Raw genomic sequence first — 13,572 nt, 5'->3', positions numbered from 1 at the left:
GAGGACAGTTTTAAAAGAGGGGACCAATTGCTCATGTTAGAAATGAATAACGCATTCAATATCAGCATTTTAGCTAGCGGAAGTACAGGGAATTCTTTGTATTTAGAGAGTCCGCAAAAAAGAATTTTGATTGATGCTGGGTTGAGTGGGAAAAAAATCACTTCACTATTAGCAGAGGTCGATCGAAAACCTGAGGATTTAGATGCAATCTTAGTCACCCACGAACATCGCGACCATATACATGGTGTTGGGGTTTTGGCACGAAAATACAAATTACCTGTCTATGCCAATGAAAAAACGTGGGAAGCGATGGCTCCCTTGATTGGAAAAGTGGATGTAGAGCAGAAACATATTTTTGAAATGGGAAAAGTACTAACTTTTGGTGATTTAGACATCGAGAGTTTTGGTGTTTCTCATGATGCGGCCGCACCACAGTTTTACCGTTTCTATAAAGATGGTCATTCGTTTGTGATGCTGACGGATACGGGGTATGCCAGTGAACATGTCAGAGGAACGATTCGTGATGCAGATGCTTACTTAGTCGAGAGTAATCACGATTTAGAGATGTTGCGGATGGGCGCTTATCCTTGGAGTTTGAAGCAGCGGATTTTAGGTGATCGCGGGCATCTATCCAATGATGACGGAGCATTAGTGATGACTGATATTCTTGGAGATCGGACAAAACGAATTTACTTAGGACACTTGAGTAAAGAGAATAATATGAAAGAGTTAGCACATATGACGATGGAAGAAACTTTGACACGTTATGATCTAGGGGTAAATTATCAATTTCAAATCTTCGATACCGACCCTGATAGTGCAACGGAATTATTTGCAATCTAAAAAATGGCAAGCTTGCTTATTGCAGGCTTGCCATTTTTTGTTAACTATACACACTAAAATGTTGGTTCAAATGTCTTGGTTCGATGATTTCATCGACTAGCGCGATGGCGTAATCTGCCATGCTGATCTCGCTTTTACCTTCCGCATTTTTTTGCAGATGGTCATCACTGACATGATAATGTCCAGTACGTTTGCCGTCAGGTACAAAGTTTGCGGCAGGACTTAAATAGGTCCAGTTCAACTGCTATGCTGCTTTTAAATCTAAAAATGCTTGATACATGTTATAGGCAGTTGGATAATAAATGGCATTGGGATCAGAGACATCAATCATGCGATGAGCTTCATCAATAAATAATGAGGATGCTCCTCCAACAACGATCAAGCGGGTGTCGGTTCCACGTAAAAGACTGATGAGATGCTTTAGAGAAGTTTGATGCAGTTCTTCTTGGCCTGCTGGTGGGCGAAAGGCGTCAACTACCACATCAAAGAATTCGATATCCTTTTTTGTCAGTTCAAATAAATCCTTCACTAAAATAGGAACTTTTGTCGTTAATTTTTCTGAATGGCGGACAATCGCTGTGACCGCTAAATCACGGTCTAAAGCTTCTTTTAGGATTAGTGATCCGGCGTTTCCAGTAGCGCCGATAATTGCTACTTTCATTTAAAAACCTCCTTAAACTGATAGTACTTTCAGTCTAAGGAGGTTTCTTTAAAAAGGCAAAAGATTCGTTTTAAGATTGAAGGGCTAGCTGAGTCAGAATAACCAGCAGATTCATTCCGACATGCGTAATCATTGATGTCCAAATACGTCCGCTATAGCGATACATGCCGCAGAATAGGAAACCTAGTCCAGCATACAAAAGATAATGCCCATCGTTGTGAGCGAAAGCGAAGAGAACAGAACTTAGCAACGCAGGCAGAATGAAGCCAAATCGTTTTTCCAGTGAACCAAAAATCGCACGCCGAAAAACGAATTCTTCCATAATTGGCCCAGCAATTGTTGTCGCTAAAATAAAAATCATATTGTTCATGATCAGTTGAACGATATTTTGCGTATTTTGTGAAGCAACAGATTGACCTAGCAAGCGCTGCTCGATCTGTAAAATGAGCATTTGCAGTAATAAGGAAGCAGGAATGCCTACGATTCCGATCAAAATAGAGATAAGCAGGCTTTTTTTGCGGCCTTCTAACTCAAACGACTGTGATTTGATGCGATAAAAGATCATCAAGACAGCTCCAATAAAATAAGACAGTGTGGTTAACTGAATAATCTGCGATGAACTTGCCTGAAAAACACGTAAAAATAATAGTGGAGAAAACAGAACTAATCCGTAAGTAAAGATGGTAATAAAGCTATATTTTTTTTCGTTCATTATTTTTCCTTCCTAAACTTTTATTGTTCCCAAGTATACCATAATTCTCTTAAAAACTAAGTGGAAGAAAAATCAAAAAAGCAAACGAAGGACTTGCAAAAAGAAACAAAAATGGTATGATAATACATGTGAGTTAGCACTCTTGGTTATCGAGTGCTAACGATTTGAAAAATCATTACTAGTTGGAGGGATTTATCGTGTTAAAACCATTAGGTGATCGTGTCATTCTTGAAGTCACTCAAGAAGAAGAAAAAACAGTTGGAGGTTTAGTCTTAGCTTCTGCAGCAAAAGAAAAACCACAAACTGCTAAAATCGTAGCAGTTGGCGAAGGCAATGTACTGGAAAACGGTCAAAAAAGTCCAATGCCAGTAGCTGTTGGTGATATGGTAATGTTTGAAAAATACGCAGGTACAGAAGTGAAATATGAAGGCAGTGAATACTTGATTATTGCTGCTAAAGATATTATGGCAATCGTAGAATAAAAAAATAATGAGGTGAAAGAATCATGGCAAAAGATATTAAATTTTCTGAAGACGCACGTGCAGCAATGCTTCGTGGTGTGGACAAATTAGCTGATACCGTAAAAGTAACATTAGGACCAAAAGGACGTAATGTCGTCTTAGAAAAATCTTATGGCTCTCCATTAATTACAAATGACGGTGTAACCATCGCAAAAGATATTGAGCTAGAAGATCATTTTGAAAATATGGGTGCGAAACTTGTTTCTGAAGTAGCTTCTAAAACAAATGATATCGCTGGTGACGGTACTACAACAGCGACTGTTCTTACCCAAGCAATTGTTCGTGAAGGTTTGAAAAACGTAACTGCTGGTGCTAACCCAATGGGAATTCGCCGTGGGATCGAATTAGCAACAAAAGCTGCGGTTGAAGAATTACACAGCATTTCTAAAGTTGTTGATTCAAAAGACGCGATCGCACAAGTTGCTGCTGTTTCTTCAGGTAGTGAAGAAGTCGGCAAATTAATCGCCGAAGCAATGGAAAAAGTTGGTAACGACGGCGTTATCACTATCGAAGAGTCAAAAGGGATCGACACAGAATTAGATGTCGTTGAAGGAATGCAATTTGATCGTGGTTACTTATCTCAATACATGGTAACTGACAACGATAAAATGGAAGCAGCTTTAGAAAATCCTTACATCCTGATCACTGACAAGAAAATCTCGAATATTCAAGATATCTTGCCTTTGTTAGAACAAGTTTTACAACAATCTCGTTCATTATTGATCATCGCTGATGATGTGGATGGCGAAGCATTACCAACATTAGTCTTGAACAAGATTCGCGGAACATTCAACGTTGTAGCAGTCAAAGCTCCTGGCTTCGGCGATCGTCGTAAAGCAATGCTTGAAGATATCGCAGTCTTGACTGGTGCGACTGTAATTACAGAAGACCTAGGTTTAGACTTGAAAGAAGCAACGATTGAAAACTTAGGGACTGCTGGAAAAGTAGTTGTTGATAAAGACAATACAACGATCGTTGAGGGCGCTGGCGACAAAGCTGCTTTAGCTGACCGCGTAGAAATGATCAAACGCCAAATTGGTGAAACGACTTCTGATTTTGACCGTGAAAAATTACAAGAACGTTTAGCAAAACTTGCTGGCGGGGTTGCGGTGGTTAAAGTTGGTGCGGCAACTGAAACAGAATTGAAAGAATTAAAACTACGCATTGAAGATGCTTTGAACTCAACTCGTGCTGCGGTTGAAGAAGGAATCGTATCTGGTGGTGGTACAGCATTAGTCAACGTTATCAAGAAGGTTTCTGATTTAGATGCTGAAGGTGATGTAGCTACTGGTATCAAGATTGTCGTACGTGCTTTAGAAGAACCCGTTCGTCAAATCGCTGAAAATGCTGGTTTCGAAGGATCAGTCGTTATCGACAAATTGAAAAATGCGGACCATGGTACTGGATTCAACGCGGCTTCTGGCGAATATGTCAATATGATTGACGCTGGTATCGTTGACCCAACCAAAGTTACGCGCTCAGCGCTACAAAACGCAGCTTCTGTATCTGCTTTATTATTAACAACTGAAGCAGTCGTTGCTGACAAACCTGTTGAAGGTGGAGCAGCCGCTGCACCAGCAATGGACCCATCAATGATGGGCGGCATGATGTAAACCAGTTATAAACAATGAGCCATCGGAAATTTTTCCGATGGCTTTTTTGTGTGCAGTTAGTTTGAATTTATATAGAAGCACCTGCTTATCATATAATATCTAAGTTGACTGATATATGTATAAAATTTATTGATTTTATGAAAATAAACTATTGGAATTTATCGATTAAATTTCTTACAATGAGCGTAAGAAGGAACTAGAGATCCTTGTTCAGAAATTATCAAAGAAATGATTAGATACAAATGGAACATTCCTAGTGAGGATGAATGATAACAACGTATAGAATTTGTCACACGCAGAGACACTCATGTGAAATTTGTTACATATCAAGCGGAATTGATGAATAGAGCGTTCATTTTGAAAGGAGAACCACATGTTAAGAAATTTATTTGATGAGATTCCATTAGCATCGGGAGCAAGCTTTAAGAATCGTTTGTTTATGTCGCCGATGACGACCCAATCAGCCTTTTATGATGGGGAGATCACACAGCAAATTATTGATTACTATGCGTTTCGTTCTGGCGATGCGGCAGCGGTTATCGTTGAAAGCTGTTTTGTTGAAGATAAAGGACGCGGTTTTCCGGGAGCCTTAGGAGTCGATACGGATAAGAAAGTTGCGGGACTGACCGAATTAGCCACGGCAATCAAATCAAAAGGCTCAAAAGCAATCATGCAGATTTATCATGCGGGACGGATGGCTTGGCCAGAAATCAATGGTGGGGCGACACCAATCTCAGCAAGTCCAGTTGCGGCATTGCGGCCAAACGCTCCGGTTCCTCGAGAAATGACTGAAGAACAAATCTTAGAAATGATCACGATGTTTGGGGATGCAACGCGTCGTGCGATTGAGGCTGGCTTTGACGGCGTCGAAATTCACGGAGCCAATACGTTTATCTTGCAGCAATTCTTTTCCCCTCACTCAAATCGCAGAACGGATCAATGGGGCGGCAGTCGTGAAAAACGGGCGAAGTTTCCTTTAGAAGTGATGAAAGAGGTTCAACGTGTTGCCGAAGCACAAAAAGCGGAAAACTTTATCATTGGTTATCGTTTTTCGCCGGAAGAGTTAGAAGAACCGGGAATTCATTTTGAAGACACGATGTATTTATTGAATACGCTTGCAGAATTGAAGCCAGATTATTTCCATTTCTCAATGGGAGCATATACACGTCCATCGATCGTTGAGTCGGACAATCCGGAACCGTTGATCACGAAATATTTGGCGCATCGTTCCTCTGCCTTGGCACAAATTCCAATCATGGGTGTCGGCTCGATCTTGCAGCGAGCAGATGCGGAAGATGCGCTGAAATTAGGTTATGATCTTCTAGCAGTTGGAAAAGGATTCTTGATCGAGCCTAACTGGGTCAATTTAATCAAAGAAAACCAAGAAGTAATCGATTATGCCCATATCAATGCTCAACGGAAATTACTGATCCCTACACCATTATGGGACTTCATGGCATACATGGTTATCGATCCCGAAGAGGAAAAACGCAAGCACGAACGGCTAAAAGAATTACAAAAAGTAAAATTGACCTTCAAACCAGGGACATACACGGTTGAAGCAAAGGGACATAATAGCGAGCTGGCTATGAATGTGACCTTCTCGGAAGAACTGATCGAAAAAATTGAAGCAGATCAAAGCAATGAATCAGAAGGCTTATCTGATCAGGTCTTTATTCGTTTACCGCAACAAATAATTGATAGTCAAACGCTGAATGTTGATGTAATCTCAGGTGCTTCAGCATCCAGTCAAGGATTGATTGATGGTGTGGCAGAGGCAGTCGAACTGGCGGGAGCCAGCTCTGAAGTCTTGAAGGCGCGTCCGAAACCGACTGTTCAATGGTCTAAGGAAGTCGTTGAAGAAGAAGCCGATGTGGTGATTGTTGGATCTGGTGCTGCGGGTATCTCTGCGGCCTTGCGAGCAGACCAAATGGGTCTAAAAACAATTTTGCTAGAAAAATTAAGCTTTGTCGGCGGAGCTATCTCTATCAGCGGCGGAAACCAAGTAGTGATGGGCTCGAAATTGCAAGCACGTGCAGGTGTTTGTGACGATACAGTAGAATCTATGGTCGAAGACTTCTTAGCAAATGGGAGCGGCTTAAATGTTCCTGAACTTCTGACCACCTTGGCAGAAAATGTGGGCGAGGCAACAGACTGGGTCCACGAGTACATGGGTGTTGAATACGACATGGAGAATGGGCTGCACATTTTAGCAGAATACCGTAAAAATCGCGAGTTAGCCTACGAAGATGGCGGTCACGGATTTGCGGCGAGTGCTAGAAAGGCCTTAGAGCGAAGCAACGTAACGATTTATCTGCAAACTAAGGCAGAAAGTTTGTTAACCGATGGGAATGGGAAGGTCACTGGGTTAACAGCAGTTGAAGATACTGGCAAGCGTCATAATATTCATGCACAGGCAGTGGTCTTGACGACTGGCGGCTATGGCAACAATTCCAATTTATTGAACCACGAGTTAAATAATATCTTATTCTATGGGACGAAATCGTCAACAGGCGATGGGATTCTGATGGCGACGACTCCAGAATTGAATGCGGCAACGCGTTTGATGGAATATGGAAAGATTTATCCAAATGGTGTGGAGGTTTCGCAAGGGTATGCGAAATCGACGATCGGCGGAAATATCGAAGTAATGAAACGCAGCGGTTTATTAGTGAATACGGCTGGAGAACGAATAATCAATGAACGAGCAAGTAATAAGGAAATTCTGAACGTGCTTTTGAAGCAAGATCCGCAAATGCTGTTCTTGTTGATGGATGCGAAAAACTTTGAGATCTTTACAGAGGCAGTCGAAGAGGGTGGAATTACGCGGGAAGATTTGGCCCGGTGGATCGAAAATGAAAATGAGACGCCGCAAATTTTCCGCGCAGACACGCTAGCTGAATTGGCAGAAAAAGCTGGGATGGCTCGTGAAAGCTTAGTGAATACGGTCGCTCGCTATAATGGCTGGGTAGAAAAACAAACGGACGAAGATTTTGGTCGTCAATTGAAGTTTTTACAGGAAAAGGTCGGTGAAGGTCCCTATTACATGATTGAACAGAAACCGCGGTTTGCGACTACGATGGGTGGTTTGGTCGCAAATAGCCAACTGCAAGTGTTGAACCGTAACGATCAAGTGATCGAAGGCCTTTATGCTGCTGGAGAACTGGTCGGCGGCGTGATGGGAAGCGACTCCCCTTCTGGCGCAAATAACGCATGGGCATTAACTTCTGGAAAATTGGCAGCAGAAAAGGTTCATAAAACAGTCGCAGTTGAGTATGTCGTACAATAAGAAAAATGATCCTGAGACAGTTGTCTCGGGATTTTTTTCTTTTTTGCAAAATTATTTTCTTTCTACACAAAAATTTTTCTTCGCTATGTTAAAATATTTATTGGAAACCAAATCTTTTTACTTAAAAAAAATACATAGAGATAGGAGATAGTTAAATGAAATTAATCGAAACACCCTTGAATAGTAACGTTAACTTAGAAACTTTATATCCTAATCTAACAAAATATTTTTTTGATAAACGTCAGGCTGTGAAGCTGCTTAAACTATATGCTTATGACCGGACAAAGATCATTTATGCTGATCGATTTGATACGATCGATTTGTTGTTGTTAAATCGCCATCGTAAAATCAGCCACAAAGAAGTCGATACGATCATCCGTCGTCTGTTGAAGGTCGAACGTAAAGATGTCGTTGTAGATGTTGGTTACAAGAAACAGATCATGGAAGCCGGTTTGCGGCCGAAAGAGTCATATAAAGATATCATTGCGGTGGAATACAAAGTACCGAAAGAAGAATAATAAATGAAGAAAGGTCGCTGACCTTTCTTTTTTTGTAGAAAATCGATTGATCTTTTTCCGAACGAGAGTACCGAGAATTTCAACGATTGTAAGGAGACTAAGAGTACTCCCTCAAAGCTCTTGTGATATAATAAATGAAATAGTTTAAATTACTAAAAACAAATGAGGAGCATGACTATGAAAAAGTTGTACGAAGATGACAGTTTAACGCTTCATACGGATCTGTATCAAATCAATATGATGAAAACGTATTGGGAGACGGGCCGCGCGGATCTTCATGCCGTATTTGAGTGTTATTTCCGTAATATGCCGTTTGATAACGGTTATGTCATCTTTGCTGGATTAGAGCGTCTGGTTAAGTATTTGGAAAAATTGACCTTTAGCGAAAGTGATTTGGCGTACTTATCTGAGGTAGAGGAGTACCCGGCAGATTTTATCGCGTATTTGCGAGATTTCAAATTTGCCTGCACGGTTCGTTCAGCGGTGGAAGGGGAGTTGGTCTTCAATAATGAGCCGATCATCCAAGTGGAAGGCCCATTACTGCAATGTCAATTAGTCGAAACAGCGCTTTTAAACATCGTTAATTTCCAAACGCTGATCGCTACTAAAGCCGCCCGCATCAAATCGGTAATTGGTGATGATCCATTGTTAGAATTTGGTACACGCCGTGCCCAAGAAATGGATGCGGCACTTTGGGGAACTAGAGCCGCGTATATCGGCGGGGCCGATGCGACGAGCAATGTGCGCGCAGGCAAAATTTTTGGAATTCCTGACAGCGGCACCCATGCTCATTCCTTGATCCAATCTTATGGCAACGATTATGATGGATTTAAAGCCTATGCGGAGACCCATCGTGACTGTGTCTTCTTAGTGGATACTTACGATACTATTCGCTCAGGGGTACCGAATGCGATTAAAGTCGCGAAGGAAATGGGCGATAAAATCAATTTCTTAGGTGTCCGGATCGATAGCGGAGATATGGCTTATATTTCAAAACGTGTGCGTCAGCAATTGGATGAAGCAGGTTTCCCGGATGCGAAAATCTATGCTTCTAATGATTTGGATGAAAGTACCATTCAAAACTTGAAAATGCAGCATGCTAAAATCGATGTTTGGGGTGTCGGAACGAAGTTGATCACTGCTTACGATCAACCGGCGCTTGGCGCAGTCTTCAAGCTAGTCTCAATCGAAAATGAGCAAGGCGAGATGGTTGATACAATCAAACTTTCCAGCAATGCGGAAAAAGTTACCACACCAGGGAAGAAGCAAGTTTGGCGGATTACTCGTAAATCTGACGGCAAGTCAGAAGGGGATTACGTGACCTTGTGGGATGAAGATCCAAGAGAAGAAAAGGAAATCTTCATGTTCCATCCAGTGTATCCCTACATTAATAAAACAGTGAAAAATTTTGAGGCGCGTCCTGTTCTAAAAGATATTTTTGTAAAAGGCCAACGTGTCTACGAATTACCGGATCTAGAAATGGTTAAACAAGCGGCTAAGGACCATTTGGATTCCTTATGGGAAGAATACAAACGTGACCTTAATCCACAAAAATATCCAGTCGATCTTTCTACGGATTGTTGGAACCATAAAAACAAAATTATGGACCAAGTACGTAAATCTGTGGTAAAAACGGAACAAGAAGATTAAAGGAGTGGATGTGTCATGACGCTACAAGCAGAAATCATTAAAGAATTAGGGGTCAATCCCGTAATCGATCCGCAAGCAGAAATTCGGAAAAGTATCGAATTTTTGAAAACATATCTTAAGAAATATCCGTTTTTAAAAACGTTTGTCTTAGGAATCAGCGGCGGACAAGATTCTTCATTGGCTGGTCGGCTTGCACAGCTTACAATGGAAGAAATGCGCCAGGAAACGGGCGATGATACGTACAAATTTATCGCGGTCCGCCTGCCATATGGTGCTCAAGCGGATGAAGCCGATGCCAAAAGAGCGTTGGATTTTATCAAACCTGACGTTAGTTTGAGTGTGAATATCAAAGGTGCGGTTGATGCGGAGGTTGCGGCATTAGAAGAAGCCGGTGTAACGATCAGCGACTTCAATAAGGGCAATATCAAGGCGCGTCAACGTATGATCACTCAATACGGGATCGCCGGCGATAATCAAGGCGCTGTTATCGGAACGGATCATGCCGCTGAAAATATCACTGGATTTTTTACGAAATTTGGTGATGGCGGAGCAGATATCTTGCCGTTGTTCCGATTAAACAAACGACAAGGGAAAATGCTGCTGAAGGAATTAGAGGCGCCTGAAGCCTTGTATTTGAAAATTCCTACAGCCGATTTAGAAGATGGCAAACCATTGATCGCGGACGAAGTGGCCTTGGGTGTAACGTATGATGATATCGACGATTACTTAGAAGGGAAGCCGATCGATGCGAAAGCACAAGCTACAATCGAAAACTGGTGGAACAAGACGCAGCATAAGCGCCATTTGCCAATCACAATTTTCGATGATTTTTGGAAATAATCGATTCATGCAGTCTAGCGAGACTTTGTCTTCGCTAGGCTTTTTTTGTGCATTTATTGATGTGGAAGAGCAACTTTCTTTTCAATGGTTAAGGTTCGTTGTGGACTTCTTTACATTCTTCTGTTTTCTCGCTAAACTATTTAGGAGTTCATGAATAGGAGAGGTTTATGCAAAAATTTCGCAAGCTTCCTTGGCGCCCGATTTTGACAGTTATCGGCGTACTAGGCTTAATTATAGTTTCAAATCTTTTTTTCCAATTAACACAAAACGAGTTTTCATTCAATCTCGCGTTTAAATTTGCTTTTTCATGGCACACGGAAAAGTTTTTCTTGGGGTGTCTGGTACTGTTTATTTTTTATGGTTGGATCAGCAGTTTCTTAGGTTCGCTAAAAACCGGCAGTTTATTCTATGTGCTGGTAGTGATTGGCGTGGGGATCGCTAATTTCTTGAAAATGAAATATCGGATGGAGCCGATCTATCCAGATGATTTGAAGATGATCACTGAATTCGGAATGATCCGTGATATGGTCGGGACACCAGTATTTTTATTGTTCCTTCTGCTTTTGGCGGCTGGAATCTTTTTAATCATTTTTAGCTTGAGGAAAAGTTTGAAGCTAGGAAAGAAACAACAATGGGTTCGTGTCGGCCTTTTCGTTTTAGCTAGCGGTCTGCTGCTGTATATCGGAAGCTTTAACCAGCAGAACAATTTATTACGCAAAGCCTACAATAAAACGGCTTTGTGGATTCCTTACAGTCAGAAGATGAACTATTACAATACCGGTTTTATGGGAGGATTCCTCTATAATCTGCCCGTCGATGCGATGGAAAAGCCGGAGAATTATTCTGAGGCCAATGTTAAAAAAATCACCAAAGAGTATCAAGGAACCAATGAAACTTCGGATGAAAAGCCAAATATCGTTTACGTCATGAGTGAAAGTTTTTCCGACCCTAGTCGTTTGAGCGGCTTAGAGGTATTGGGCGGTGATCCTTTGGAGGCTTATCGTGAAGTCGCGGATCGAACCTATAGCGGGCAAATGCTGTCGCAAAACTATGGCGGTGGGACCGCAAATATCGAATTTGAGGCTTTGACGGGTTTCTCGATGGAATTGTTTAATGCACAAATGACCACGCCGTATACAATGCTGATGTCAGAATTCAAGTCGTTTCCCTCAATGGTATCGACATTGAAGCAACGCGGCTATGAAGCAACGGCGATCCATCCGTACAATACTTCGATGTACAAGCGAAAAGACGTGTATAAAACGTTTGGCTTTGATCAGTTTTTAGATGAGAGCAGTATGAAGCATACGGATAAGCTTGAAAATAATCCGTACATCTCGGATGCAGCGGCGTATCAAGAAATCTTTGATCAATTGGAAAAGAATAAAAAGCCGCAATTTCTGCATCTCGTGACGATGCAGACGCATATGCCTTATGAGAACAAATATGCGGACCTGCCTTATATGGTCAAAGGTGATAACAGTCTGTCGGTGAAAAGCTATCTACAGGATATTGCCTATAGCAGTGAAGCCTTGAAAAACTTTTTAAACGAGTTGGATGAGCTGCCGGAAAGAACATTGGTCGTATTTTGGGGCGATCATTTGCCGGGGATTTATTCGGATGAGATCCAAAAAGAAAACCAAGGGCATCAATTGCATGAGACGGAGTTTCTAATGTATGACAATCGCCACGAATTGAACAATCAACAGGTTACGACTAGTCCGTTTTATTTTGGAGCCGACCTATTTCAACAGGCCCGCCTGCAAACAACTGGCTTTCAAACCTTATTGAGCGATCTGCAAAAGGAGCTGCCGGCTTTTGAAAAAGGGATGTACTATCAAGCTGGTCAGTGGTCCAAAGAGGCTCGGCTGAATAAGAAACAGGAAAAAATCTATCAAGATTATCAAATGATCCAATACGATATCACGGCGGGCAATCAGTACAGCCTAAAAGAAAAATTCTTTGAATAAACAGATGAACTAAGGGAGCACACATGGGATTTAAAAAGAAAGACAATCAAAATTATTACAATCCGCTGCGCCGCGCAGTACTGAATCATCAAATGATCGAACCGGGCGATAAGGTAGCGGTTGGTATGAGCGGCGGGAAAGACAGCACGACATTACTTTATTTATTGGACCGGATTCGGCGGCAAAGACGATTAGGCTTTGATTTTGAGATTGTGCCGATTTCTCTAGATATGGGGTTTGAAGGCTGCGATATCACACCGATGAAGCAATTCGTCGAAAGTTTGGGCTATCAATTAGAGATCGTACCGACCAATATCGCCAAAGTCGTTTTTGATATTCGTGAAGAAAAGTCGCCTTGTTCGTTATGTGCAAAGCTACGTCGAGGCATCTTGTACAATCGAGCTAGTCAACTAGGTTGTCAAAAGGTCGCTTTAGGTCATCACATCGATGATGCGATCGAAACGTACTTTATGAACTTTTTGTTTCACGGACGGTTAAACAGTTTTGAACCGAAAAGTTATTTATCTAAAACAAACGTGACGTTAATCCGTCCGATGATCTATTTGGAGGAAAAACAAATCATTCGTCTTGTGAAACGCGAAGAGCTGCCGGTGATTTTCAATCCTTGTCCTGTGGATAAAAAGACAAAGCGGGAAGAGATCAAACATTTGGTGACTGGGCTTGCGAATTACTACCCAGATATCCGGGAAAAGTTTATAATGGGCATGGAACAAGGAACAGCTGAAGATTTTTGGATAAAAGTCTCTGATGGAAACTCTTACAACCCATTAATTTGAAAGTAGTGATTGTATTCCAGCCTTTTCTCATGCTATAATTCGTTTTGTATTCATGAGGGAGTAACTAGCAGCGCAAGCTGTGGCAACGCCACCAGCAAGAAAAAATATTTTCTGGTGTTGTCTTAAATAGTGAGACTTATGTATGTGTTTTTCGCATA

At 41.6% G+C, this 13,572-nt stretch carries 10 protein-coding genes and 1 pseudogene; 9 read left to right on the top strand and 2 right to left on the bottom strand.

Going from position 1 to position 13,572, the window contains the following annotated elements:
• Positions 1 to 33: 33 nt before the first annotated feature.
• A complete protein-coding gene (locus tag PGP85_RS06285) occupies positions 34 to 843 on the top strand; it encodes an MBL fold metallo-hydrolase (RefSeq protein WP_010740617.1) in 810 nt (269 codons plus the stop codon).
• A gap of 40 nt (positions 844 to 883) precedes the next feature.
• Here the strand turns inward: PGP85_RS06285 and PGP85_RS06280 are convergent.
• Both PGP85_RS06280 and PGP85_RS06275 read right to left on the bottom strand, forming a co-directional pair.
• Positions 884 to 1,504: pseudogene (locus PGP85_RS06280) on the bottom strand (NAD(P)-dependent oxidoreductase).
• 70 nt (positions 1,505 to 1,574) lie between these two features.
• On the bottom strand, positions 1,575 to 2,216 hold the full coding sequence (locus PGP85_RS06275; RefSeq protein WP_010740615.1) for a CPBP family intramembrane glutamic endopeptidase: 642 nt from the start codon (positions 2,214 to 2,216) through the stop codon (positions 1,575 to 1,577).
• A gap of 197 nt (positions 2,217 to 2,413) precedes the next feature.
• Here PGP85_RS06275 and groES point away from each other — a divergent pair, with 197 nt between their 5' ends.
• The 8 genes from groES to PGP85_RS06235 all read left to right on the top strand — a co-directional run bounded on the left by groES (position 2,414) and on the right by PGP85_RS06235 (position 13,414).
• A complete protein-coding gene (gene groES, locus PGP85_RS06270; protein WP_010740614.1) occupies positions 2,414 to 2,698 on the top strand; it encodes a co-chaperone GroES in 285 nt (94 codons plus the stop codon).
• 23 nt (positions 2,699 to 2,721) lie between these two features.
• The gene (groL, locus tag PGP85_RS06265) at positions 2,722 to 4,350 is read left to right on the top strand and encodes a chaperonin GroEL (RefSeq protein WP_178981678.1); all 1,629 of its coding nucleotides are present in this window, start codon (positions 2,722 to 2,724) and stop codon (positions 4,348 to 4,350) included.
• A 373-nt stretch (positions 4,351 to 4,723) separates the two neighbouring features.
• Positions 4,724 to 7,639: an NADH-dependent flavin oxidoreductase gene (locus PGP85_RS06260; protein WP_270326578.1), complete on the top strand. Its 2,916-nt coding sequence runs from the start codon at positions 4,724 to 4,726 to the stop codon at positions 7,637 to 7,639.
• A 155-nt stretch (positions 7,640 to 7,794) separates the two neighbouring features.
• Positions 7,795 to 8,157, top strand: coding sequence for a DUF1827 family protein (locus tag PGP85_RS06255; RefSeq protein ID WP_010740611.1), 363 nt, complete (start codon positions 7,795 to 7,797; stop codon positions 8,155 to 8,157).
• Positions 8,158 to 8,334: 177 nt separating this feature from the next.
• Positions 8,335 to 9,807 (top strand): nicotinate phosphoribosyltransferase, encoded by a 1,473-nt coding sequence (locus PGP85_RS06250; protein ID WP_010740610.1) that lies wholly within the window; start codon positions 8,335 to 8,337, stop codon positions 9,805 to 9,807.
• A 15-nt stretch (positions 9,808 to 9,822) separates the two neighbouring features.
• A complete protein-coding gene (gene nadE / locus PGP85_RS06245) occupies positions 9,823 to 10,647 on the top strand; it encodes an ammonia-dependent NAD(+) synthetase (RefSeq protein WP_270326575.1) in 825 nt (274 codons plus the stop codon).
• A 167-nt stretch (positions 10,648 to 10,814) separates the two neighbouring features.
• Positions 10,815 to 12,617, top strand: a complete 1,803-nt coding sequence (locus PGP85_RS06240; RefSeq protein ID WP_270326574.1) for an LTA synthase family protein — start codon at positions 10,815 to 10,817, stop codon at positions 12,615 to 12,617.
• Positions 12,618 to 12,640: 23 nt separating this feature from the next.
• Positions 12,641 to 13,414 carry a tRNA 2-thiocytidine biosynthesis TtcA family protein gene (locus PGP85_RS06235; RefSeq protein WP_010740607.1) on the top strand — a complete coding sequence of 258 codons (774 nt, stop codon included), beginning with the start codon at positions 12,641 to 12,643 and terminating at the stop codon, positions 13,412 to 13,414.
• Positions 13,415 to 13,572 lie beyond the last annotated feature (158 nt).

Source organism: Enterococcus malodoratus, assembly GCF_027659535.1.
Taxonomy (GTDB): domain Bacteria; phylum Bacillota; class Bacilli; order Lactobacillales; family Enterococcaceae; genus Enterococcus_A; species Enterococcus_A malodoratus.
The sequence above is the reverse complement of the archived record's forward strand: the minus strand, read 5'-3'. Positions and strand labels throughout refer to the sequence as shown.

Bases quoted from the DNA above. Each gene is read 5' to 3' on its own strand.
- PGP85_RS06285 (WP_010740617.1), top strand. From the start codon at position 34: ATGTTAGAAATGAATAACGCATTCAATATCAGCATTTTAGCTAGCGGA.
- PGP85_RS06275 (WP_010740615.1), bottom strand. From the start codon at position 2,216: ATGAACGAAAAAAAATATAGCTTTATTACCATCTTTACTTACGGATTA.
- groL (WP_178981678.1), top strand. From the start codon at position 2,722: ATGGCAAAAGATATTAAATTTTCTGAAGACGCACGTGCAGCAATGCTT.
- PGP85_RS06260 (WP_270326578.1), top strand. From the start codon at position 4,724: ATGTTAAGAAATTTATTTGATGAGATTCCATTAGCATCGGGAGCAAGC.
- PGP85_RS06255 (WP_010740611.1), top strand. From the start codon at position 7,795: ATGAAATTAATCGAAACACCCTTGAATAGTAACGTTAACTTAGAAACT.
- PGP85_RS06250 (WP_010740610.1), top strand. From the start codon at position 8,335: ATGAAAAAGTTGTACGAAGATGACAGTTTAACGCTTCATACGGATCTG.
- nadE (WP_270326575.1), top strand. From the start codon at position 9,823: ATGACGCTACAAGCAGAAATCATTAAAGAATTAGGGGTCAATCCCGTA.
- PGP85_RS06240 (WP_270326574.1), top strand. From the start codon at position 10,815: ATGCAAAAATTTCGCAAGCTTCCTTGGCGCCCGATTTTGACAGTTATC.
- PGP85_RS06235 (WP_010740607.1), top strand. From the start codon at position 12,641: ATGGGATTTAAAAAGAAAGACAATCAAAATTATTACAATCCGCTGCGC.